Source organism: Vibrio sp. L85 (genome assembly GCF_963871815.1).
Lineage (GTDB): Bacteria > Pseudomonadota > Gammaproteobacteria > Enterobacterales > Vibrionaceae > Vibrio > Vibrio harveyi.
The window spans coordinates 256,565-279,179 of the sequence record NZ_CAWMYL010000244.1 but is presented as its reverse complement, the minus strand read 5'-3'; the positions used below and the strand labels follow the sequence as shown (position 1 = coordinate 279,179).

Here is a 22,615-nt window from a genome sequence, read left to right as displayed (position 1 = left end):
ATGATGAATCCATATTTATCCTATCCATGCTGAAAGTCAATCGTCGAAACCGACTTTAAGTGAAGTTCATCAACGTTTTTTTGCTGTGTGTTCAGAGCGTGACCCAAATAAACGTTTGCCCTTATTGTTCAAGGCTTGAGCAGCAGTGAGATTAATAAAAAGACATAGTGAGAAAATGTCATTGCAGTGAGCAAATGTCGCAGTAAAATTGGTAGGTAACATATGCTAAGTCAATGAGCAGATGCTCACTAATGCATACAATGTCGATCCTCTAAAAGGGCGAGAAAAATCATGAGCAGTTCTAACCAAGATATTTCTATTGAAAGTACAGACTTGTTGACGGAGATCTCCGTTGCTTATTATCAAGATGGTGCGACACAAGAAGAGATATCGAAAAAATTTTCCATATCACGTGCCAAAGTTGGGCGAATGCTGAAACAGGCTCGTGACGAAGGCATTGTTGAGATTACCGTAAAATATCACCCTGTGTTCAGTGCCAAGATAGAGCAGCGCCTCATCGAGCGCTTTGGTGTGAAGCGAGCACTGGTTGCTTTGGACCAACCTAATGAAGAAGCGCAACGCCTGCAAGTTTCTGGTTTAGTCTCTAATTACCTGACGAGTACTCTTAAGAACGGCATGGTGGTGACGGTAGGGCAAGGGCGTAACGTATCTTCTGTGGCGCACCACATTGGTGTTATTACGCCGCGCGATTGTAAGTTTGTGTGCGGTATCGGCGGGATTCACCCTCGTGGCGGTATGTTCAACGCCGACCATATATGTCGACAATTTGCCAAGAAATACGGCGGCACATCGGAAACCCTATACGCGCCTGCCTATGCTGAAAACCGCGAGCAGAAGGTTGCCTTTATGCAAAATGCCACGGTTAAGCAAACCCTAGATTTGGCGCGCAAAGCGGATGTAGCTCTTGTTGGTATCGGTGATATGAGTGAAAACAGCTACATGGTTGACCTTGGTTGGTTCACTCCAGATGAAGTGGTTCAATCTCGCTTGATGCAAGGTGTCGTAGGGGACTTTGCCGGTTATGACTTCTTTGACATTCACGGCAACGTAGCAAATACGGTGATGAGTGACCGTGTCATAGGCTTGGGTATTGAAGAATTTAGACCTATTGCAGAAGTGATTGCGATTGCAGCTGAAAACAGTAAGCCATTGGCGCTACTTGGAGCGTTAAGAACCGGAGCCATTGATGTGATTGCAACCAGCGTAAGTAACGCACTGACGGTTCTTAACTTGGATGAGCAGATGCACGGCAACAGTGCATCAGAGGTTTAGCACAAATAATATGCAAACTATGTAATCAGGTGATGAGGATTTATAAATGACTCGCAACCTGATTTCGTTTCCAAGTTAAAAATAATCCTCAGGAGTAATTTGTAGTTAATTACTCTGGAGGAAACGATGAAAAAGACACTTCTCGCAGCTGCTTTATTTACGGGGTTAACGGGCATAGCGCACGCCGAGCAAAAAGTCGTCGCAGGCTATTTTGCAGACTGGCAGTATGCAAACGCAGACAACCCTTATACGGTTAAAGATATTCCGGCTGATAACCTGACTCATATTATCTACGCGTTTTTGAGCATGTGTGGTCCTCACACTGGTGCCTCAGAAACCGTGCAAAAACTGGTCGCAAAACAGTGTGAAGGTAAAGAGCCGTATACCGCGATTCTGGTTGATACCGAGGCGGCACTTGAAAAAGACTTTGGTCCGGTCTCTGTCGGCGTTCCATATAAAGGGCACTTCGCTCAATTAGCCGAACTTAAGAAGCAACACCCTGAACTGAAAATTCTCCCTTCTTTTGGCGGTTGGACCATGTCTGAACCTTTCCACGCGATGGCAAAAAACCAGCAAGCGATGGATCAGTTCTCTAAAACAGCAGTCGAGCTGATTGCTCAATACGATTTCTTTGATGGTATTGACTTGGATTGGGAGTATCCAGGGGGTGGCGGCTTGACTACGTCTCCTTGGAACCCAGATACCAAGCTGACGGATGAGCAAAAAGCACAAGAGCGTGACGCCTTCACTTACCTAGTTAAGACTATGCGTGGTGATTTAGACGCGTTAGCGAAAAAGACCAAGCGCGAGTACGAGCTTTCAACAGCAGTGGGTGTTGGTCCAAAAGCCGCGGGCATTGATTGGAAAGCGGCGCAGCCCTACTTAACCAATATGTTTGCTATGACGTATGACTTCCTTGGTGGTTGGGGACAACAAACAGGGCACACAACAAACTTGCATGCCACTGACCGCAGTTGGTGGGGCATGGGCGCTGACGTGTTCATTAATCAAATGATTGAGCTGGGTATTCCTAGTGAGAAGTTGGTGATTGGTGCCGCGTTTTATGGTCGCGGTTGGCAAGGAACCAAAGATTTCTCCGGTGGTTTACCAACTCAAGATTTATTGTCAGAGAAAGGCGCGCAGTTTGGTACCGGTGAGAATGGCTACTTCATGTTTTGGGACCTTATGAAGAACTACAGCGCAAAACAAGGTTACGAATATAAGTACGATGAACAATCTCAAGCCCCTTATTTATGGAACCCTGAGAAAAAAGTGTTCATTTCATTCGAAGATCAACGCTCTATCAAAGCCAAAGCGGATTGGGCAAAGCAAACGAATCTTGGTGGCATCTTTACGTGGGAGCTATCAGGTGATCCGAAAGGCGAGCTTGTTGAAGTGATGTATAAGGAAATGCAGAATTAATCTGTAAAACGTCACATTATTGTTTGTTCTTAAAGCCGTCGTTATTCTGCGACGGCTTTTTCATTTTGGTTTTGCTCAGAGAATTCGATTAATTGTTTGAAAGGTAATGGCTTAGAGTAGAAATATCCTTGAATCAAGTCACAGCCACACGCGGCTAACTGATCACGTTGCTGACGAGTTTCTACGCCTTCCGCGAGAACTTTCATGCCAAAGTTCTTACCAATCGCAATGATGTTTTGCACCATGTTAAGTGCTTTTTCATCATCTTCGATATTATCAATAAAGCTCTTGTCAATTTTGACTTCATCAATCGGAAGTGCTCTTAGCATCGAGAGGGAAGAGTACCCGGTACCGAAATCGTCGAGAGAGATTTTAAAACCGAGCGCATGCAAGCGCTCACAAATAGGTGCGAACTTATCGAGGTCTTCAATGAATAAGTTCTCAGTGATTTCAAGCGTGATGCGGTGTTGATCGACTTTATATTTGTCTATTAACGCCACTAAGTCATCAATGAAGTTTATTTGAATAAACTGTTTTACCGAGATATTAATCGACATCTGAATTGGCTGCGCTGCCATTTCCGTAAGGCGAGCCATGTCGATCAAGCTTTTCTCGATAATCAACTCACCCAATCTCACCATCAGACCTGAACTTTCCGCTACTGGGATAAACTCATTGGGTGGGACGAACCCAAGCTCTTCATCTTGCCAACGCACCAAGGCTTCAACACCATAAATTTTGCCATTAACGTTCAATTGCGGTTGATAAACTAAGAATAGATTTTGTCGTTCTATCGCTAGCCTTAAACGTTGTTCCATCTTCATCTTGTGAAGGTGTTTTGCCTGCATTTGTTGGTCAAAAATACTGTATGCATTGCGCTCTTTTTTTGCTTGATACATAGCGATATCTGCAGAACGAAGCAAGGCATCTAAGTTTTGACCGTGAGAAGGGTAAAGAGCAATACCGACGCTGCAACTCAACAGAAATTGGTTTTCTTGAACTAAGTAGGGTTCGGATAGGTAATTGATCAGCTCTTTTGCCAACGCTCTCACCGTACCTTCGTCGGTTTGGTTAACAAGCAGTATAAACTCGTCACTTGCTTCTCGAACGATCAGACGACCATCACAACCAAAGGTCTTTAAGCGTTGTGCGATCAGCTTCAATACCTCATCCCCAAATTCGTGACCATGGGTGTCATTCACGGATTTAAAGTTATCGATGTCGATAAACATCAGGCTAAATGGCGTGGCTGAGCCATTCACCCAGTGTCCAATATGTGCGCGCAGATATTCTCGATTTGGGAGTAGCGTGAGGTGGTCATGATGCGCTTGATATAAGAGTTTTCGTCGGGTACCCAATTCATTATTCGCAATGGAACGAACCAGCGCATAGAACCCACCTTGAATAAATAGGAACACGAGCGAGTATAGTGCGAACTGATCGAAAAAACCGCTCTGGATATACCGAAGATCCGTCGAAGACGATGCCCAAAGTTTATAATCTGGTAGGTATTTCAATGTGACCAGTTGATTAATTCTTGGGTCATCAGCAACAATGTTTACTGCGCTTGCAAGTGTTCTGACTGTATCTCGGCTCCATCCATACTTGTTTTCGATCTGTTCGAAAACGATAGCCTTGGTATGCCCGTCAGCAGGATGGCTGTAACTGTTGAGGTTTGCTTGTTCAGCCGAAGTAAAGGTTAGATAACCATCTTCACGATTTAATGACACTCGATTGTGTTCATTTGCGTGAACGTCGCTTCGAAAAACCAAAGAGGAGTTCATGTTGAAACCCGCCGTCATCACCGCGAGAACCTTACCATTTTTATCTCGAATAGCTTTTCGGATGGGGATAACAAGAGAGTCGAGCGCAGGCATAAAGTAAGTTCTACCAACCACCATGTGATCAGACTGTAGTGCGGCTTCAAACGTTCCTCTTGTTTGAGGATCTTGCTTCAAGTTACGCAGTTTTTGTAGGTCCAGATTCGAGCTTATCGCTAAATAATCGCCTTGTGGGTTTGTAAGACCAAATGCGGCGATCGCTGGGTGGATATCCATCAGCTCATCCAGAAGAGGTCGCATTTGCAATGAGGCGGTTCGAGTAAAGTCGTTCTGTTCAATCAATTGGTGACCGACAACTTCCAGTAAGGTTTCTTGTCCTTTAAACAGTGACTGTACAGATGAAGCAAACAGCTCTAATTGCAAGAGCTGCTTGTCTTTGTATTTATCGAGTATGGATTGATAATGATAATGACCAAACAGAGAGAACAAACCGACACTGATGGTAAAAAGTGTCAGATATAGCGTCCAAATGTTCTTCTTTAAGCCGATCATATCGTATTACTGCTCCTGATATTAATGCTCGATTGGTAGGGTTTCATCGGCACCCCACTCAGTCCAAGAGCCGTCATAGACTGATAAATTCTGCAGACCAATTTGATAGGCGGCGAGCAACAAAATGCACGCGGTCACACCGGAACCACAGCTAAAAATGATTGAACTATCACTGTCTAATGTTAATCGGCTAAATATCTGTTGCAACTCGGAATTTGGCTTAATGTGACCGTCCGTTAAGAGTTCTTGAAACGGCAAGCAAACTGAATTAGGAATGTGTCCACTGCGTAACCCTTCTCTTGGCTCAGGAACTTCACCTAGGAAGCGGGCTTTAGCTCTAGCATCGACAATATTTGCACTGCAGTTATTAGAATGGGTTAACACGGTATGCGCGCTTAAGAATGCATCTGGGTTTAGTTTACCTGTGAAGTTGCCAATCTCTGTTGGTTGAGACAAGGTATCGACAATAGGTAATCCTGCTTCAACCCAAGCCGGAAGCCCCCCATTTAGAATGCATACGTTGTGATGACCCATCGCTCTGAACATCCACCAAGCTCTTGGTGCGGCAAGAGTGCCGGAATTGTCATACACCACAACCACATCTTCGTTATTTAACCCAAGTTGTTGAGCACTGCTATTAAAGCCTTGCTCTGTTGGCATCATGTGAGGCAGGTTGGAGTTAGGTAGGCAAAAGTCGTTGTCGTAGTCAAAGCGCAAAGTGTTAGGTATCCATTTATCTTTGATCTTTTTGCCTTCTGATGGGATCTGAAAAGCAATGCTGGCGTCTAGGAGTTTGACATTGGGTTGGCAGATGAGCTCTTTGAGTTCATCTATTGTGATCAGTGCTTGCATCGTCTTTAGTTTCCTCACAGTAGTATGGAATGTTTTGGCGTGAACAGCTTAAGCTCATTCGCAGTTTATAAACGTGAGCGGTTGCTCGAAGAGAGAATCAGTCGCTTGGCTAAATGTGACAATAGCACCTTCTGAACACTGAACATTTGTGGGTACTGCGACTCGTTTGAGCCCCAAAACGTCAGATTCTACTGTTAAGTAACGTCTTTGACCGTCCAGTGATTGCGTTAAGGTGTTCGATATTACTTCCGCTGTAATTAACTGTTTTTCTTCTGAGGACGTTAGCCATAGAGCCAAACACAACAGAGCAATGGCACTAACAAAAGCCAAGATGTAGGTTTTGGGGTTGTCCAACGTATTTTTCCCGCCGCATTAATAATCTTACTGTTTTACAACAAAAAAATCGCATGTTCAAAAGAACGATGCGATTTTTAAGTGTGAGTTGTTTTCTATCTTCACGTTTTCAGCTTGTTTTGGCTAAAGAATCCAATTGCTATCACCTGAAGAAATCACTTTCTGTATTGGGTCCGAGCCATCATAAAACCAGATTTCTACTAGAAGATTCCCTTGGCTGTCTGAGACGTTGAAGTCAAAGTTTGCGGTTCCGTTATTCAGAGGTACAGAGGCAACTTTGCTCGGATATTTTGCGTCGTATTTTCCAGAACCACTCTCTTTGAAATCTTTGTAAACGCTTAGGTGTGCACGCTGTGAAGAGAAACCGCTGATATCCACATTTAATGAGCCTTGTACTACAGGGTTGTAGTTAAAGCCATCGGGCACTTCAAGATCTTGCATTGTAGGATCTTCATCTGGCACTGCAGTCTGTGTCGGTGGGGGCGCACTCGTACCGCCTCCACCACCACCGCCGCCGCCACATGCTGTTAAAGCTAATCCCATGATGATTGTAATTAAAGTTCTCATAATGTTCTCTCCCTATGGAATGTAGCACTTGTTTGGTGTTGGAGCGGTATGCCAATCTGTACCTAACTCGCCAGCAGATTCAGCCCATGTTTTGAACTGAGGATAAGCCTCAACCATATCGATACGTTCGAGTGGCCAATCCCAATCCTCAACGATTAATAGTGCCCAAGGTAGGTTGTTCGCAGTTTTAAAGTACACACCTTGTGAAGGGTTACTTGCGTCCACACCAACACCGAAAAGGTTTTGGTCATCAAATTGCTCTGTTGGCGCTTGGTCGGCTAAGTGAACTTCCCACTTACGTCCTGGTTGGAAAGTAATGCCGTCACCATGGTAAGTTCCTGGAGTCGCGAAGATGAACGGGTCGTAAGGCATCGCTTGTATGGATGAACGGTCAGAGCCTTCAGTAAAGTAGACGTTTAGAGTAAAGGTGAGAGACACGCTGTCGTCGCACCCAGCTTCTGTTCTAAAGAAGTTACAACCGCTCGAGGCATGTTGGCTCAAGTCTTCACTAATGATGAATATTGCTTCGTCAGAAATGCTTTCTAGCCCGTTGGACGCCTGCTCAATGCCATTAAAAGAGAGTATTGTGAGACCATTTTCAATCGCGCTTCTCGAGATGCCCGGTAAGCGGATGGCGAACCCATTTTTGTAGTCTGCACCGTACGCAGCCAAGTCACCAGTTATTTGGATGTTCTCTACATGACCATCTAAGCTGGTTTCCGTGATTTGGAAGGTCACGACAACGTCATTCATGTCGTAGTCTGCTGTGTAGGGCCAGTTATCTTCATAAGCAACGGTGGCGAAGCTTTCTGCACTTGGGAAGTATTCAACAGAATACCCATTTCCCGTGATCGCAATAGGGTAATCTTCGACCTCACCAGATGTCGAACCACCGTCGTAATTCAACCCAGTTTGTTGGCTGAAGCGGAATCGACTCCAACTCGAACCTTCTGTTGCCGCAGTAGAAACAACGAATGGCAGTGGATTATTTCCGGCTGAAAGCAGTTCATCGGTAAAGACCTGTTCGCCTTCATCATCAAAGTCACCATCGCGGTTCCAGTCAAACCACGCAGACAGATAACCAGAAGTGGAGGCGGTGACATTCACAATGGAGCTTAAGCCAGGATCAAGCGCGGGTACAAAACCAACACCATCCTCATCTGCTGTGCCCACGGAGTTATCATTTGCTTGACCGTCAGCGTCACCATCTGGGGCGACAGAACCGAGCCAAGTGACGTCGTCGACTTCGTGACGAGGTCCGTTAGAAGCTAGAGTTGTACTGTAACTATCGGGTGCATCACCAAAATCGATAGGATCGTCTTCATCAATAACAGGTGCATTTGCACAACGTGCACCATCATTCTGACTTGAGCTTGGTCCGTTTGAGACAAACTCAACTGCCGGAACAATCCCTGCTGAAATGTTAGCGGCGTTTTCTGAAGACAAGTTGATACGATAGATCTTACCGTCTTGGTTACGCGATACATAATAGTTGCCGTTTACATCGAAATAACCAGCGCCGAATGTGCCTGTTTCGCCAGTGTCACCGATTGCAGTTGCATTGCCATTTGATGGATTGAACTGGTATAGGACACCAGAGTTGTTGTCGATACCATAAAGAGAACCGTCACCGGGATGGAACGCAAAGTCGGTAAGGTTGACAGTCGCCGTCGAGCTAATCTTTACGATGTTTAATGTTGCGTTTGGATCCGAGTCTAGTGGGGAGAGGTCAATGGAGAATAGACCTTTCCCTTTACGGTACAAATAGTAAACGTGATTGTAGACGTCACCCACAAAAAAGGTGTGATCGGTAGGTAGACCGGAAACGTTCAGTGTTTCTGCTTGAAAGTCTTTCCCTAATCGAACTATCTTTTTGTTCGTAGTGTCGTAGCCATAAATGTAACGGTCAGTGAAGTCAAAGCCCACGCCGTTAATACCCGAAGCTAAACCCGTGTCGTCCTCTAAAAGAGTAGTAGAACCTGTAACCAAATTGACGCCATAGATTTGAACTGGGGTTGATTGAAATAGGTATGCTTTGCTTGGGCAGGTGTCGAACGGCGTGGCTTGAGCATACGCACTTGCCATTAAAGTCCCAAGTATCAGTGATGTCCTTTTCATAATTCGCCCTCTCATTGGTTCGTGATATATGCAATGAAAGGAATGTGCCATGTTTTAAGATTATGATTTTTAATGAATTATGATTATTAAATAGGCAGGTTTTAATTCTGATTGTCAAAATGAAAAAAAGCCCAACATTGAGTTGGGCTTTTTGGGAATGATTGAGTAAAGAGCTAACTACAAACCGGACAGGTTGGCATTTTCATCAGATTCATTTCTCGCCAAGACATGCTTAGCGCATCCAAAATAAGAATTTTTCCTTTCTTTGGCTGCCCGTAGTTAGCAATCACCTTGATGGCTTCCATTGCTTGGACTGCACCGACAATACCGACGACAGGTGCCATTACACCGGCTTCAACACAGCTTAACGCGCCATTGCCGAAGAGGGCGCTTAAGCACTGGTAACATGGTTGAGTAGGATCATCGTAAGTGAACACGCTTACTTGCCCTTCCATGCGAATAGCGGCACCCGAAACCAATGGTGTTTTTGTTTCAAAACACAAGCGGTTGAGTTGGTTGCGTGTATCTACGTTATCTGATGCATCTACAACGATAGTGTGTTGTTCGATGAGTTCTTTGAGTTCAGTATCACCAAGGCGTTTTGCAATGGTGTCCACGGCAATATGTGGGTTTAGCTCCCTTAGTGCCTCAGCCGCTGACTCGACCTTCTTACGACCAATATCTGCATCGTGGTGCAGCACTTGACGCTGTAGGTTAGATAGCTCAACGATATCATCATCAATCAATGTGATTTTACCTACACCGGCAGTCGCTAAGTATTGGCTTGAGGCGCAGCCTAAACCGCCGGCACCAAGCATCAATACCGATGCTTGCTTAAGTGCTTCTTGCCCATCAAAGTCAAATTGACGAAGAATGATTTGGCGGTTGTAACGCAACATTTCCTGATCGGAAAGAATATCCACAACGACTTCCTAGTAAAGGGTTGAGTTGAATAGTTGAATCTGAACCGTTTCGCCTACTTCGACGCGGCCGCGTTCACGCTCCAATACAACAAAACAGTTCGCTAGGCTCATTGATCGGAATGCACCAGAGCTTTGGTTACCTGTTGTTTCAACCACAAACTTGCCATCTTCTAAGGTATAGATGCCACGTTGATAATCGGTACGCCCCGGTGCTTTCTTAAATGCTGTTTTGGTTGTCGCTGGAATAGACTCCGGAGCCTTCCACTCTGTATGTCCTGCGAGTTTTGCCAACATCGGTTGAACAAGCACGTACATGGTTAGCACCGCAGAAACAGGGTTGCCCGGCAGACCACAGAACCAAGCAGTACTTAGCTTACCAAAGGCGAAAGGCTTACCTGGCTTGATTGCCAGCTTCCAGAAACCGATCTCACCAAGTTCTTCAAGAATGTCTTTTGTGTAATCCGCTTCGCCAACGCTGACGCCACCAGAGGTAACAACGACATCAGCCAACGTTTGTGCTTTTTCAAAGGTCGCTTTGAGTGTTTCTGGGCAGTCGGGGATGATGCCTAAATCGACGGCTTCACAACCAAAGTTTTCAATCAACGGTTTGATCCCGTAACGGTTGCTGTCGTAGATTTGACCTTCTTCTAGCGATTCACCCAGTGGTTTTAGCTCATCACCAGTAGAGAAAAACGCCACTTTTGGTTTACGAACGACGGTCACATGGCTGACGCCAAGAGACGCAATCATTGGAATATCACGCGGTGTTAAACGAGCACCTTGCGCAAGTACAATGTCGCCTTGTTTGATGTCGTCACCTGTTGGGCGGATGTTGTTTTGTGGCTTCACGTCCGTTTGGTTGAACTGAACACCTGCATCCGTTACTTCGGTGTTCTCTTGCATGATAACGGCGTCACAACCCTCAGGGATTTTTGCGCCAGTCATAATGCGAACACAGGTACCTTGAGGCCATTCACCTTCAAAAGGTTGCCCTGCGAATGATTTGCCCGCCAAAGGCAGTACCGAAGACGACTCAAGATCTTGAATGCGAATTGCGTAACCGTCCATTGCTGAGTTATCGAATGGTGGCACATGGATAGGAGACAAGATGTCTTCTGCCAGTACAAAGCCAAGAGCATCAGCAAGTGGAAGAGAAAGAGTGGTTTGGATAGGTTTGATTCGCGATAGCATTTTATCCATCGCTTCTTCAATTGGCATCAAGCCAGGTGCGTCGCAGCAGCCCATTGAGAAAATCCTGTGTTCTTTTGTTTTGTGGCAACTTTACCATAAAAAGGGGACTGAGTAGGGTCTGTTAATCTTTCATGGTTAAATTTTGTTCGGACGGGGGCGCCTAGACGAACCCTTTGGGCAGCGTTTGTTGGTCATTTCTACTTCGTTATCGACTTCTCATGTAGGCTAACTACACATCAAAGTCTCTGCCTAGTATAAATGCCCCACAATTCGCTGCAAAAATCAGCTCGAAAGATCAACAGACCCTAAGAATGTCCACCTATAAAATATGGGTGTAATTATTCAAAAATCCGAGTATCCTTGTCAGCCATCCGAAAGGGGTAAAAAACCTGCGGAGCTCAAGAAAATCAGCTCAGTACCTTCATTTGATGTGACTTGGTGGAAAGACACGAACTGAGCAACTCAAAGCGAAAAGTATGAATGCAATTTTGGTTGGATTTGTACAATCGGCTGAAGTAACAAAAGAGGAAGTGGAATGTCAGGTCTTAGCGAGTCAGCGAAGTTAGTAAAAGAAGCGCTAGAGCAACGTGGTTTGGAAACGCCAATGCGCCCAAACAACGTAAGCCGTGAAGAGAAGAAAGAGAAGATCGAACACCACATGCGTGAGATCTTAAGTTTGCTTCAACTTGACCTTACTGACGATAGTCTAGAGGAAACGCCGCATCGTATCGCTAAGATGTACGTGGACGAAATCTTCTCCGGTCTAGATTACGCCAATTTCCCGAAAATCACTGTGATTGAAAACAAGATGAATGTAAGTGAGATGGTTCGCGTGAAAGACATCACAGTGACCAGTACTTGTGAACACCACCTTGTTACGATCGATGGCAAAGCTGCCGTTGCTTACATCCCACGTGGCAAAATCATTGGTCTGTCTAAGATCAACCGTATTGTCCGCTTCTTTGCACAGCGCCCTCAAGTTCAAGAGCGTATGACACAGCAAATTCTTGTAGCACTTCAAACGTTGCTAGGTTCAGATGATGTGGCGGTGACTATTGATGCAACGCACTACTGCGTGAAATCTCGTGGTGTTATGGATGCAACCAGCGAAACAACGACGACAGCATTGGGCGGTATTTTCAAAAGCAACCCAGCGACACGTGCCGAGTTTCTCCACGGTTTACGCTAAGTAATCAAGCAAGTTTCTAAGAGGATGGTAAATGCCATCCTTTTTTGTATCTATCTGAAAGTCATAGATAAGATGGATTTGAGACGACAAAAATCATTTATCGAACTTCGTGTTGACAGTTATTTGAGTTGCCCTTAATATCCGCGCCCAGCAAACGGTTGCGAGGGTTTTCTCTCTTATTTGATTTGCTTATCTGATTCTTCAAGTTCAGCTGATCTCGGTCAGTTGTCTTTCTTTTTTCTAATAATAGAAAGGCAACAATATTGAGACTTGGCATGACCACACAAACTACCGTTCACTCTTCTATTCCGACTTCTGCACAAGCCTCGGAAAATAGCTGGCAAAAGAAAGCTATTCTTAGTGTCGCATTCCTAATGGCGACTACTTCTGTTGGTCCCGGCTTTTTAACTCAGACAGCAGTCTTCACCAATATCTACAAAATTGACATGGCGTTTCCAGTCTTTGCATCCATGTTCATTACTTTCGGTATCGTGATGAACTTATGGCGCATTGTGGGTGTATCTGGCATGCGTATTCAAGACATTGCCAATAAAGTAGCTCCGGGCATGGGCTACGTGGTGGGTATTCTCCTTGCTCTTGGTGCGGTAGCGTTCAACTTTGGCAACGTGAGTGGAGCTGCACTTGGCATCAATGTGCTAACAGGGGTTGATACTACCTGGGGGGCTTTGTTTACCGGGGTTGTGGGATGCCTGCTGTTTGTGGTCCACAATGCATCTAAACGTATGGATCAGATGGCGCGCTATCTTGGTCTGTTTATGATCATTCTGATTGCTTACGTTGCAATGACCAGTTTGCCACCAATGGGTGAAACCTTGAGCGCAGCGGTGATGCCGACAGATATTGGTAGCTTACTGCTCCCAACACTGACCATTGTGGGTGGTGCCGTCGGTGGTTACTATACGGGCGCACAACGCTTGGTTGATATCGGCTTACAAGGCAAAGACAAGGTTCCGGCGATTAAAACCGCGGCTTGGGCGGGCATTTCTATTGCAGTGGTGATTCGTATTCTGCTGTTCTTAGCCGTATTTGGTGTGATTGCGACAGGCGCAACGTTGGATTCTGCAAACCCAGCTGCTGATGCCTTCCGTCAAGGTGCTGGTGAAGTGGGTTACTTCATTTTTGGCTTGGTATTATTTGTCGCGTCGATTACCTCGGTTGTGGGGAACTCGTACATGGCCATCTCCCTGATCAAAACTCTATTCCCAATCGTGGCTCGTAACGAGAAAGTGTGGTGCGTTGGCTTTATCATTATCACATCACTTGGCACAGTGACCATGAACATGCCGATTCTACTTCTTATGCTTGCAGGTTTGGTTAACAGCATTATTTTGCCAATTGTACTAGGCATGATGTTGGTAGCGACACGCAGAAAAGATATTGTGGGTGACTACAAGCATCCGGTCTATTTAACCTTTACGGGTATTGCGATTGTGGTGGTAATGGCGGCATCAAGTATGACCAACATCAGCAATTTTGTGTCGAAGTTCATCGGGTAACGTTGCTCGTTGAAGACAAAAGAAAACGGCCTCACAATGAGGCCGTTTTTTATGTTTGTTTCGATGGTGTCCTAACAAGCTCTGGCCAGTACATTTTGACATAACCAGCAGACACCCAAACCACGAGCACGGTTGCGATGCTTAGTTCTAGAAATCCAAAATCGTGTAACCAATGCCAATGCGGGTGAGACTCCGCGAAGAATGTGGTGAGACGATGCATTGCAATCGCACTGATCACGGAAGGAAAGGTGACCGCTGCGATAGATGGTTGAAATTTCAAACGCATCAAACGGAAATAACACAGATAAATTAACAAGGTCATCGTAATGGCGATGCCTGCCAGTGCGCCCGTCAGGATCGGATCTGGTTGCGCAAAGTTGACTAGGTACGCAGCCAGAGAAAGATTCACAGGCGCAGCCATGATCGCGAGTGTTGGTCGTGCTCGACGCGGCAGAGAGCCAAAGAATACCAAGCGATACAACACCAAAGGCAACATGAAGAAGTAAATGCCGATACACATCATCGCCAAAGTTTCAGAAAACACGTTGTGTCCAAACTGAGAGCCAGCAAGAGAAGAGCTGATCAAGCCCACAGGGTAAAGAAACCAGCTTGGCACTATGTTCGACATCTTGAAGTTCATGATCTGAAAACCAAAGAACAGCACCATCATCGTGAAATGCAGTAACACCGCCATAAACCACAGCGGGTAGGCAATGATTGGCGTTACCACGGCAAGATAGTCACACAGCATGAGTAACGCCATGCTCATTGGCGCCATTAAACTACCGCTCAGTGGGTGCTTGATGTCCGCCATAAACAGTCGAGGGCTGGTGGCGTATTTAAGTAGAACCGGGGTAAGAAGAAGAGCTCCGAGTGCAGCAAGAAATGGTCTTATTGGTTCTCCAATCTGTGGAATGTACAAAGCCCAAGCTTGTCCAAGCCCTATCATGCCTAGTGCTAACGCCGCTTGTGACGGAGGAACACTATAAAACTGCACAAGTCTTTTCCAGTTCAAAACGACTCCAGAAATGGGTTAATTGCTCTAATTTGAGGCGCAAATACTAACAAGTTTAACGTCTTCTTACCTTTCATTATGATAGGTAAATTCCAGAGAATGGGAATTTTGTGAGTTTGGTAGGAGATTTATGTAGAGACTTGCAAAAAAGTAGAATTACTGGCTCCAAAAGAATCTTAATGGTGAAAGATAATTTGGAGCCGGTACACCCAAGTACCCTGGGTATATTAGGTTAAGCTTGGTTTTCAGGCAGATCTTGTTGACGTAGCTTGTCATTCTTAAGCGTACGATGTAACAACTGGCTGTAAATTGGTTGTCCACCAAGTAATTGCGCCACTATTACTGCGCCTAAGCTGGTAATAATAAGTGGTAGGATCAGGTAGTAGTTATTGGTCATCTCGATAACCAGTAAGATACCTGTGATTGGCGCACGTACTGTTGCGGCAAATAAAGCCCCCATGCCTGCAATTGCGAAGACACCTGGTTCGATAGTCAATGAAGGTAACAGCATGTCTGCACTTGCTCCAAATGCATAGCCAAACAATGTGCCCAAAGCCAGCATTGGAGCGAAGATACCACCAGGAGCACCAGAACCAAAACAAAGTAGGGTAGTGATCACACGACCAACGAACAGCATAACTAAAATAGAAATTGAGTAGTTGCCGTTGGTAATGTCTGGAATCAAACCAATACCGCCGCCGGTTAGCTGAGGAACATAAAGCAGTAGCAAGCCAAACACACCGCCCAAAATAGTACCTGTGATCAAGTAACGTTTACGGTCGTTTTTATGTAGGGCAACAAAGCTGTCTTGCGCGATGGTGATTAGCTTATTGAAAATCACACCAAATACGCCAAACAAAGAACCGAGTAGCAAGAACAACCATAATGATTGTAATTCCGGTGATTGGTATTGCGGCATGGTGATTACCGCTTCTTGACCGTTAATCGCGCGAAACACAATGTTTGCCATGATCGCCGAAATGATCACTGCTCGAATAGAAATTAAAGAGTAGCGAAATTGAGGACGCATTTCCTCAACAACAAACATGATGCCTGCTAACGGTGCATTAAACGCCGCGGCTAAACCACCGGCAGCACCGGATGCTAATAGAGAGTGGCGAGTATCATCGTCTTTAATACGAAAGATATCGGTAACCATGCGACCAACCGCGCCACCCATTTGTACAGTTGGACCTTCACGACCTAAAACCATACCTGAGCCAAGTGCGCCCATACCGCCAAAGAACTTCACCGGGATGACACGCCACCAACGTACCGGGCGAATATTGTCCATTGCACCTTCTATCTCAGGAATGCCGGAGCCAGAGGCTTCTGGTGCGAAACGGTGCACAAGGTAGTAACCGATGAATGCTAATGCACCACTGATTAAGATTGCGGCCAGCCACAAAGGCAGCACGCTACCGATTTCGCTTTTTAACCACTCTGTACGGGTTTCAGAAACAAAGTGAACAGCAATCTCAAAGTAAGTGCCGACAAGACCTGCTAGCGTACCAACGATGGCCGCCATAAAGAGGACGGAAAATGAAGTTGGCGTTGACCCTCGAGAGACAAACTGGTTAATCGCATCTTTAGGTACGTGCGCTAACACAGATTTCACAATTCTCTCGCGTTTGGTCATTAACAGATTCTCCTGACTACAGATTGGAAGGGACGGAAGAAATTATACGCTCAGGAGAGTCTAGACCTAATCAATAAAGATGCAATTTAGCTTTCCACTATTGAGCGGTTCAAGTGTCGATTGTCTAAATATTGATAAACTTTGTGCTATTGATCCCATATATGGCACTATTTTTTTATCGGTAAAACTTGTTTTCTGAGCAAAATGAACCATGCTTTAAGTGTAAAGCAACATGACTGCTTCAGAAGGAGGGATGTGAGGTTTTACACACAATTTGGATGGATTCAAACCCTACAGAAATTCCTCGTTATTTGTTTGGGATGCATCAATAGACTTCCCGATTCGCATACTCACGATTGAGTCACGAGGCAGAGGCGCACGCATAGGTGCGCCTTTTTAATGCCTATTATCTTCCCCGTTACTTATTTTAAATAACCGTACGAAGTGTTGATAATTCCAACTTGGTATGGCATTCTGTTTTCTCGTAATGGTTCTCGGCGTGATGGATTACGCGGTTTAGGCTTTATACAAAGATTGATGCGGGCTAGAAGGTCCGCTTTTTTGTGTCTGAAATTCGAGCTGAGTACTTGCTTATCTTAGGTATAGGGGCAAAGATAGCGTTTTCGATAACATCAAATTTAATCGTCAAGTAATAACATGTCGCGCTTTTCTCTTTGTTTGCTCATCTTCTCAGGGTTATTTTCTCAAACTACATCGGCTCAAGATCTATGGTGGCAGGCGATATTATCGAGTGCTCCTGTTGAACAAATTCAACAAGCGATAACGACAGGTGGAGTTTGGTATCGATGTGAGACACAAGATAGTACCGAAGCGTTTTGTTTGGATGATTTTCACTACTACCATCAGCATCTCTACGGAGAGTCAACAATAGAAGATCGTGAGGTCTATTTGTCTTTTCTTACCGAGTACCAACCCCAGAGTTTGAGCGAACTGATTTTAAATTTGAGGAAAGATGGGCTGGTGATGCAGAAGGTGGAGATTGATGGGCAACAATATGATATTTCTGAAGCGATGAGGCACGCCACGCCTGAAGAGGTAGATAAAGAGCTGATTGTCTTCATTAATCGCTATCCACAGCAAGCGCCACGAAGTATTGATTGGGTGTTAGCACAAGAGTTTGGCACGCCAACGCCAAGATTAAACGTCATGTTAAACAGCGATGGCGAGATGATTGAACTAAAGGTGATCCGTTTCTAAAGTGTTATGCTTTAGACGTCTGAAGCCTCAGTTTTGTTTTCGTGATGGAGAGCCAAAAATGTCGCCATCGCAGATTCATCCAAAAAACCATCCGACTTTTTATGCGCGCGTAGATACTGATAACCCGCAACCAATTTGCGGTGCTGCGCTTCTTCTTCCCCAGAAATTACACCATTCATGACATGTTGATAGGCGAGTTTGTAAGCCTCCATATCCACTACTTCGGCTTGGCGATATAAGTAACCACAACCCGTCGCTAGCCATTCTAGTGAGCAGTTTGCTCGCATCGCTATTTGGTTCGCTTTGGTTAAACTTGGCTCACTTCCTTTGAGATATTTCCTGATCAAAGCTTCAGATACATCGACGCGTCGAGCGAAGCCGCTGACACTTTCTTCGCCTATAAGGGTGGCGAGTCGTTGGGCAAAAGACATATTTCGTACTCCAGTTCGAATTGCGAAAGTTTACCCGTTGAGCGAACGGTAAAACAAGACTAGGATGAAAGCAGATTAAGAAAAGGAGAGAAACCCATGGTTGCAAAAGTAGTGACTGCACCAAACGGTCCAGAGTTTTCTGAGCTGGTTCAAGGATATTGGCGTGCAGTAGATTGGGGCATGACAGCGCAAGAACGTTTGTCATTCCTAAAGCAACATATTGAGTTAGGTATTACGACTGTCGACCATGCTGACATCTACGGTAACTACGAATGTGAAGCGCTGTTTGGTGAAGCATTGGCGTTGGATAAAAGTGTTCGTGAGCAAATCCAGATCGTGACCAAATGCGACATTAACTTGTGTGGTGATAAAACACCTGAGCGTAAGATCAATCATTATGATACTAGCGCGGTGCATATCTACCAATCCGTCAACAACTCACTTGAGCGTTTAAATGTTGATGAGATTGACGTGCTCTTGATTCATCGTCCTGACGTTTTGATGGATGCAGATGAAGTGGCAGAAGCGTTTTCGGAGCTTCATAAAGTCGGTAAGGTGAAGCACTTTGGTGTTTCTAACTTCACACCTCGTCAATTTGAACTTTTGCAATCGCGCTTAAGCAAGCCACTTGTGACTAACCAAGTGGAAATCAACCCCCTTAACTTTGAAGTTGCACACGATGGCACGTTAGACCAGATGCAAACTTTACGAGTGCGCCCGATGGCATGGTCGTGTCTAGGTGGTGGTTCAATCTTTACGGGTGATACGGAGCAAGCGGTTCGTGTTCGCAACGAGTTAGAAATGATTCGTGAAGAAGTCGGTGCGAACAGTATTGATGAAGTGATTTACGCTTGGGTTCGTCGTTTACCATCGAAGCCAATGCCTATTATTGGTTCGGGTAAGATTGAGCGAGTTCACTCGGCGGTTAATGCACTGAATATTGAATTGACGCGTGAGCAGTGGTACCGAGTTTGGGTCGCTTCAAAAGGTCACGGTGTGCCATAGAAAGACCGAAAAGTTTTATCTTCTTAGGCACTCTTGATATCCAAGTAACCACGCATTTCGAGGTTATAGGATATATTGGGTGCCTTTTTGCCTTCTAGATTATCTTTTTCATTCTAATTGCTAAGAGCAACCCTTTGCGTATCAGGCTTTGTCGAAGTTTTAATCACACTTGCGCAACATCACTAAATGTATAGGGAATTGCGTTTTTTATTGGTTCACTGGTTCACTCATCTATTCATATTGCGTATGCTAGTCCGGTAAACAAGAAATAATAAAAACTCCTCGTCAGTTTTCTCGTACTTTGTGCTGCGACAATCTGTTAGACTCCTGCGCAGATTGTTGAATATATAAAGGTGGTAGAATGTCTTTTCCTGTACTCATCTGTGATGACTCTGCGTTAGCACGTAAACAGATGGCAAGATCACTGCCGGCAACATTAAATGCAGACGTGACATTTGCCGTTCATGGTAAAAACGCGCTAGAAGAACTAGCGCAGAAAGAATTTAAACTGATGTTTCTTGATTTGACCATGCCAGAGATGGATGGTTTTGAAACATTGGAAAACATGAAACGCTTAGGCATTCAAACTCCAGTTGTGGTTGTGTCTGGTGATATTCAACCCAAAGCAAAAGAACGTGTATTTGCACTCGGTGCGAAAGCGTTTATTCAAAAGCCAATTGGTAAAGACGAGCTTAAAGCGACGTTAAAAGAGCTGATTGAGCCTAATGATCGTCCACAGGTTATCACTCCTACAACGATTGAGCTGCCTATTCTGCGTCGTCGTGATATTTACATGGAAGTGGCTAACGTGTCGATTGGTCGAGCGGCAGATGCCTTGGCGCGTCACTTTGATGTTTTTGTTCAACTTCCACTTCCAAACGTAAATATCTTCGAAGTCAGTGAGCTTCATATGGCATTGAGAGATTTAGCATCTCATGACAACGTCTCAGGTGTTTGTCAGGGGTTTTGTGGAGAAGGCATTGCGGGCGAAGCACTGGTTATCCTAAGTGACTCAAGTGTCTCTGACTTGAAGAAGCTAATGAAGGTGCCAGCAGACAGCGAAGAGTTAGAAGAGCTCGAACTGCTGATGGATATCTCTAATATCTTGGTAGGCGCATTCTTGAATGGTTTAGGTGAGCAATCTGAGGTGCGATTCTTCCAAAGTTCTCCTGTATTGCTCGGGCAGCACATCTCCATCGATTCAATTATTGAATCAACTACGGGGGCATTTAGTCGAACCATGACATTTGAAGTGAGCTACAACATTGAAGGTACATCAATTCGTTGTGATCTTCTGTTTATGTTCGTTGACGAGTCGCTGCCTTTGCTAGACAACAAATTGTCATACCTAATGGAGGACTTCTAATGCTGAATCTACCTGCAGAATTTGAACAATTCCATTGGATGGTCGACATGGTTCAGAATGTCGACATGGGTTTGGTTGTGATCGATAAAGATTACAACGTACAAGTATGGAATGGGTTTATGACCCACCACAGTGGCTTGCAATCTCACGAGGCAATTGGTCGCTCCATTTTTGATATTTTCCCAGAGATCCCACAAGAGTGGTTCAAGCTAAAAACCAAGCCGGTTTATGATTTGGGTTGCCGAAGTTTTATTACTTGGCGTCAGCGTCCGTATTTGTTCCGCTGCCGTAACGTGCGTCCTGTGACACAACAAGCAGAGTTTATGTACCAGAACGTAACGCTGAACCCAATGCGTACACCTACAGGAAAAATCAATTCCTTGTTCTTGTCTATTCAAGATGCGACGGCTGAAGCGTTGATGTCTCAGCAACACAACTAAAGGTTGATTAAATAACGATATTAAAAGCCGAGGTTCGCCTCGGCTTTTTTGTATACTTAAATCGTGTCTTCAAATGCGCAGAATAATCATATGGACTTTAATCTCGCTCTCAAGCTCTACACCGCTGAACAAGTCAGAAATGGAGAAGTAATGGCAGCTCAATTGGCGGGGGTATCAATGTATAGCCTTATGCAACGCGCTGGAATGGCTGTGTATGAGCGTTTTCTTCATCTTTATCCCAGAGCACGAAATGTGTTGGTGGTGTGCGGTAAAGGCAATAATGGTGGTGATGGTTATGTGTTTGCCACTCTAGCAAAGCAGGCACAGCTGAATGTACGCGTGTTTCAGTTGGGTGACCCTTTAACCTTGAAAGATGATGCTCTGAGAGCGTTCGAAGATTGGCAAGCTAGCGATGGAGAGAACAGTGCTTGGGATGATTGGCATACTGCATTGTTAGAAGCTGATGTGATTATCGATGGCATGTTAGGGACAGGGTTAGTGGGAGAAGTCAGAGCCAACTCTCGTCGCTATATAGAGCAAATCAATCAAGTCCATTGTCCTGTAATCGCTATTGATGTGCCATCGGGTCTAAGTGCTGATACTGGCGCCGTTTTGGGAGAGGCTATTCGCGCAGACCATACCGTGACATTTATTGGTGTAAAGCAAGGTTTGTGCACGGGGCAAGCAAGAGATTACGTTGGAGACCTGCATTTTTCCGGCTTAGGTGTGAACGTCGAGTTCGAGTCGATTGAAGAAGAAAGCGCGTTAGGTATTGATCATCAGATTATCGGTAGACTGCTACCGGAAAGGAAAGCCACTGCTCATAAAGGCGATAACGGGAAACTCCTCTGTGTAGGAGGTAATCAAGGTATGGCAGGCGCGATTCGATTATGTGCTTCTGCCGCAGCGAGAACAGGGGCGGGTTTAACCGCAGCGATTACCTATCCAAGCTCGCTACTACCGTTACAAGTGGGAGCTCCAGAAATAATGAGTCGAGGCATTACACTTGATGAGCTCAAAGACACCGATAACGAGCTGGTTAAGCGTAGTCGTTGGGCTGATGTTCTCGTCTTTGGTCCTGGTTTTGGGCAAGATGAATGGGCACATCAGGCATATCAATTCTTATCTCAGAAAAACAAACTCAAAGTGGTGGACGCTGACGGACTAAACATCCTTGCTATGCTCAATCAGAGAAATGATGTCGTGTTTTTACGAGACGAGCAACGCGTTATGACACCGCACCCCGGAGAAGCTGCACGCTTGCTCCATGTTTCAACAAAAGAGGTAGAGCAGGACCGTTTTGCAGCGGCGAGGCAGCTTCATGAACGCTACGGTGGAGTTGTTGTACTCAAAGGCGCGGGCACTCTTATCTATGACGGTGTCAGAATGTATATTTGTCTCGCGGGTAACCCTGGGATGGCGAGTGGGGGAATGGGAGACGTCTTGTCTGGTGTGATTGCTGCGCTACTTGCAAAAGGACTTCCTATTGCTGTGGCGGCTCGTTTAGGCGTGATACTTCATAGCCATGCAGCCGATATTAATGTCCAGCAAAGTGGTGAAGTTGGCTTGTTGGCGAGTGACGTTATCGAATCTCTTCGATGTGCCATCAACACACCAAAGAACTGAACAGAGCTTTTTTAGCTCATTCGCTTTCAAGAAGAGGCAAAAAAGTGATGTTGGGCATGAAAAATTTGAAGAAATATTTTTTGAAGAATCGCACTAACTGGGTTCGTTTGACGTTA

19 protein-coding genes are annotated in these 22,615 nt (G+C 45.2%); 9 read left to right on the top strand and 10 right to left on the bottom strand.

Annotated elements, in window-relative coordinates; translation table 11 throughout:
- Positions 1 to 291 precede the first annotated feature (291 nt).
- Positions 292 to 1,293 carry a sugar-binding transcriptional regulator gene (locus tag AACR11_RS25490; RefSeq protein WP_005452372.1) on the top strand — a complete coding sequence of 334 codons (1,002 nt, stop codon included), beginning with the start codon at positions 292 to 294 and terminating at the stop codon, positions 1,291 to 1,293.
- Positions 1,294 to 1,419: 126 nt separating this feature from the next.
- Positions 1,420 to 2,715: a glycoside hydrolase family 18 protein gene (locus AACR11_RS25485; protein ID WP_029788558.1), complete on the top strand. Its 1,296-nt coding sequence runs from the start codon at positions 1,420 to 1,422 to the stop codon at positions 2,713 to 2,715.
- Between the two features lie 41 nt (positions 2,716 to 2,756).
- Here AACR11_RS25485 and AACR11_RS25480 read toward each other — a convergent pair whose 3' ends face one another.
- From AACR11_RS25480 to moeA, 7 genes are all read right to left on the bottom strand, one after another.
- Entirely contained in the window at positions 2,757 to 5,048 is a 2,292-nt protein-coding gene (locus AACR11_RS25480) for a bifunctional diguanylate cyclase/phosphodiesterase (protein WP_005452370.1), read from the bottom strand.
- 21 nt (positions 5,049 to 5,069) lie between these two features.
- Positions 5,070 to 5,900: a sulfurtransferase gene (locus tag AACR11_RS25475; protein ID WP_029788557.1), complete on the bottom strand. Its 831-nt coding sequence runs from the start codon at positions 5,898 to 5,900 to the stop codon at positions 5,070 to 5,072.
- A gap of 54 nt (positions 5,901 to 5,954) precedes the next feature.
- Complete coding sequence (locus AACR11_RS25470) at positions 5,955 to 6,254, bottom strand: hypothetical protein (RefSeq protein WP_017818646.1); 300 nt, start codon at positions 6,252 to 6,254, stop codon at positions 5,955 to 5,957.
- 123 nt (positions 6,255 to 6,377) lie between these two features.
- Positions 6,378 to 6,821, bottom strand: coding sequence for a hypothetical protein (locus AACR11_RS25465; protein ID WP_029788556.1), 444 nt, complete (start codon positions 6,819 to 6,821; stop codon positions 6,378 to 6,380).
- Between the two features lie 12 nt (positions 6,822 to 6,833).
- Entirely contained in the window at positions 6,834 to 8,939 is a 2,106-nt protein-coding gene (locus AACR11_RS25460; RefSeq protein WP_079325238.1) for an LruC domain-containing protein, read from the bottom strand.
- A gap of 173 nt (positions 8,940 to 9,112) precedes the next feature.
- Positions 9,113 to 9,862 carry a molybdopterin-synthase adenylyltransferase MoeB gene (gene moeB / locus AACR11_RS25455; protein WP_029788554.1) on the bottom strand — a complete coding sequence of 250 codons (750 nt, stop codon included), beginning with the start codon at positions 9,860 to 9,862 and terminating at the stop codon, positions 9,113 to 9,115.
- Between the two features lie 9 nt (positions 9,863 to 9,871).
- The gene (gene moeA, locus AACR11_RS25450) at positions 9,872 to 11,107 is read right to left on the bottom strand and encodes a molybdopterin molybdotransferase MoeA (RefSeq protein WP_005452364.1); all 1,236 of its coding nucleotides are present in this window, start codon (positions 11,105 to 11,107) and stop codon (positions 9,872 to 9,874) included.
- 481 nt (positions 11,108 to 11,588) lie between these two features.
- On the opposite strand from moeA, the gene folE reads away from it, so the two are divergent.
- The gene (folE, locus tag AACR11_RS25445; RefSeq protein WP_017190748.1) at positions 11,589 to 12,242 is read left to right on the top strand and encodes a GTP cyclohydrolase I FolE; all 654 of its coding nucleotides are present in this window, start codon (positions 11,589 to 11,591) and stop codon (positions 12,240 to 12,242) included.
- Positions 12,243 to 12,517: 275 nt separating this feature from the next.
- Positions 12,518 to 13,759 (top strand): NRAMP family divalent metal transporter, encoded by a 1,242-nt coding sequence (locus tag AACR11_RS25440; RefSeq protein ID WP_017818649.1) that lies wholly within the window; start codon positions 12,518 to 12,520, stop codon positions 13,757 to 13,759.
- A gap of 49 nt (positions 13,760 to 13,808) precedes the next feature.
- Here the strand turns inward: AACR11_RS25440 and AACR11_RS25435 are convergent, their stop codons facing one another.
- Together AACR11_RS25435 and clcA are read right to left on the bottom strand one after the other, a co-directional pair.
- Positions 13,809 to 14,756: a TDT family transporter gene (locus AACR11_RS25435; RefSeq protein WP_009697295.1), complete on the bottom strand. Its 948-nt coding sequence runs from the start codon at positions 14,754 to 14,756 to the stop codon at positions 13,809 to 13,811.
- Between the two features lie 250 nt (positions 14,757 to 15,006).
- The gene (clcA, locus tag AACR11_RS25430) at positions 15,007 to 16,413 is read right to left on the bottom strand and encodes a H(+)/Cl(-) exchange transporter ClcA (RefSeq protein ID WP_009697296.1); all 1,407 of its coding nucleotides are present in this window, start codon (positions 16,411 to 16,413) and stop codon (positions 15,007 to 15,009) included.
- A 657-nt stretch (positions 16,414 to 17,070) separates the two neighbouring features.
- On the opposite strand from clcA, the gene AACR11_RS25425 reads away from it, so the two are divergent.
- Positions 17,071 to 17,631: a hypothetical protein gene (locus AACR11_RS25425; RefSeq protein WP_029788552.1), complete on the top strand. Its 561-nt coding sequence runs from the start codon at positions 17,071 to 17,073 to the stop codon at positions 17,629 to 17,631.
- A gap of 11 nt (positions 17,632 to 17,642) precedes the next feature.
- Here AACR11_RS25425 and AACR11_RS25420 read toward each other — a convergent pair whose 3' ends face one another.
- Positions 17,643 to 18,062, bottom strand: a complete 420-nt coding sequence (locus AACR11_RS25420; protein ID WP_005452354.1) for a helix-turn-helix domain-containing protein — start codon at positions 18,060 to 18,062, stop codon at positions 17,643 to 17,645.
- Positions 18,063 to 18,158: 96 nt separating this feature from the next.
- Between AACR11_RS25420 and AACR11_RS25415 the strand changes: the two genes are divergently transcribed.
- From AACR11_RS25415 to AACR11_RS25400, 4 genes are all read left to right on the top strand, one after another.
- Positions 18,159 to 19,067: an aldo/keto reductase gene (locus tag AACR11_RS25415; RefSeq protein WP_029788551.1), complete on the top strand. Its 909-nt coding sequence runs from the start codon at positions 18,159 to 18,161 to the stop codon at positions 19,065 to 19,067.
- Between the two features lie 361 nt (positions 19,068 to 19,428).
- Complete coding sequence (locus AACR11_RS25410) at positions 19,429 to 20,433, top strand: response regulator (protein WP_029788550.1); 1,005 nt, start codon at positions 19,429 to 19,431, stop codon at positions 20,431 to 20,433.
- Positions 20,433 to 20,873, top strand: coding sequence for a PAS domain-containing protein (locus AACR11_RS25405; protein WP_005452351.1), 441 nt, complete (start codon positions 20,433 to 20,435; stop codon positions 20,871 to 20,873). The genes AACR11_RS25410 and AACR11_RS25405 overlap by 1 nt, the downstream gene beginning before the upstream one ends.
- A 90-nt stretch (positions 20,874 to 20,963) precedes the next feature.
- The gene (locus tag AACR11_RS25400; protein ID WP_079325236.1) at positions 20,964 to 22,499 is read left to right on the top strand and encodes an NAD(P)H-hydrate dehydratase; all 1,536 of its coding nucleotides are present in this window, start codon (positions 20,964 to 20,966) and stop codon (positions 22,497 to 22,499) included.
- Positions 22,500 to 22,615 lie beyond the last annotated feature (116 nt).

Coding starts and splice junctions, on each gene's coding strand:
- AACR11_RS25485 (WP_029788558.1), top strand. CDS start 1,420: ATGAAAAAGACACTTCTCGCAGCTGCTTTATTTACGGGGTTAACGGGC.
- AACR11_RS25425 (WP_029788552.1), top strand. CDS start 17,071: ATGTCGCGCTTTTCTCTTTGTTTGCTCATCTTCTCAGGGTTATTTTCT.
- AACR11_RS25480 (WP_005452370.1), bottom strand. CDS start 5,048: ATGATCGGCTTAAAGAAGAACATTTGGACGCTATATCTGACACTTTTT.
- AACR11_RS25420 (WP_005452354.1), bottom strand. CDS start 18,062: ATGTCTTTTGCCCAACGACTCGCCACCCTTATAGGCGAAGAAAGTGTC.
- AACR11_RS25475 (WP_029788557.1), bottom strand. CDS start 5,900: ATGCAAGCACTGATCACAATAGATGAACTCAAAGAGCTCATCTGCCAA.
- clcA (WP_009697296.1), bottom strand. CDS start 16,413: ATGACCAAACGCGAGAGAATTGTGAAATCTGTGTTAGCGCACGTACCT.
- AACR11_RS25415 (WP_029788551.1), top strand. CDS start 18,159: ATGGTTGCAAAAGTAGTGACTGCACCAAACGGTCCAGAGTTTTCTGAG.
- moeA (WP_005452364.1), bottom strand. CDS start 11,107: ATGGGCTGCTGCGACGCACCTGGCTTGATGCCAATTGAAGAAGCGATG.
- AACR11_RS25410 (WP_029788550.1), top strand. CDS start 19,429: ATGTCTTTTCCTGTACTCATCTGTGATGACTCTGCGTTAGCACGTAAA.
- AACR11_RS25465 (WP_029788556.1), bottom strand. CDS start 6,821: ATGAGAACTTTAATTACAATCATCATGGGATTAGCTTTAACAGCATGT.
- folE (WP_017190748.1), top strand. CDS start 11,589: ATGTCAGGTCTTAGCGAGTCAGCGAAGTTAGTAAAAGAAGCGCTAGAG.
- AACR11_RS25400 (WP_079325236.1), top strand. CDS start 20,964: ATGGACTTTAATCTCGCTCTCAAGCTCTACACCGCTGAACAAGTCAGA.
- AACR11_RS25460 (WP_079325238.1), bottom strand. CDS start 8,939: ATGAAAAGGACATCACTGATACTTGGGACTTTAATGGCAAGTGCGTAT.
- AACR11_RS25405 (WP_005452351.1), top strand. CDS start 20,433: ATGCTGAATCTACCTGCAGAATTTGAACAATTCCATTGGATGGTCGAC.
- AACR11_RS25440 (WP_017818649.1), top strand. CDS start 12,518: ATGACCACACAAACTACCGTTCACTCTTCTATTCCGACTTCTGCACAA.
- AACR11_RS25490 (WP_005452372.1), top strand. CDS start 292: ATGAGCAGTTCTAACCAAGATATTTCTATTGAAAGTACAGACTTGTTG.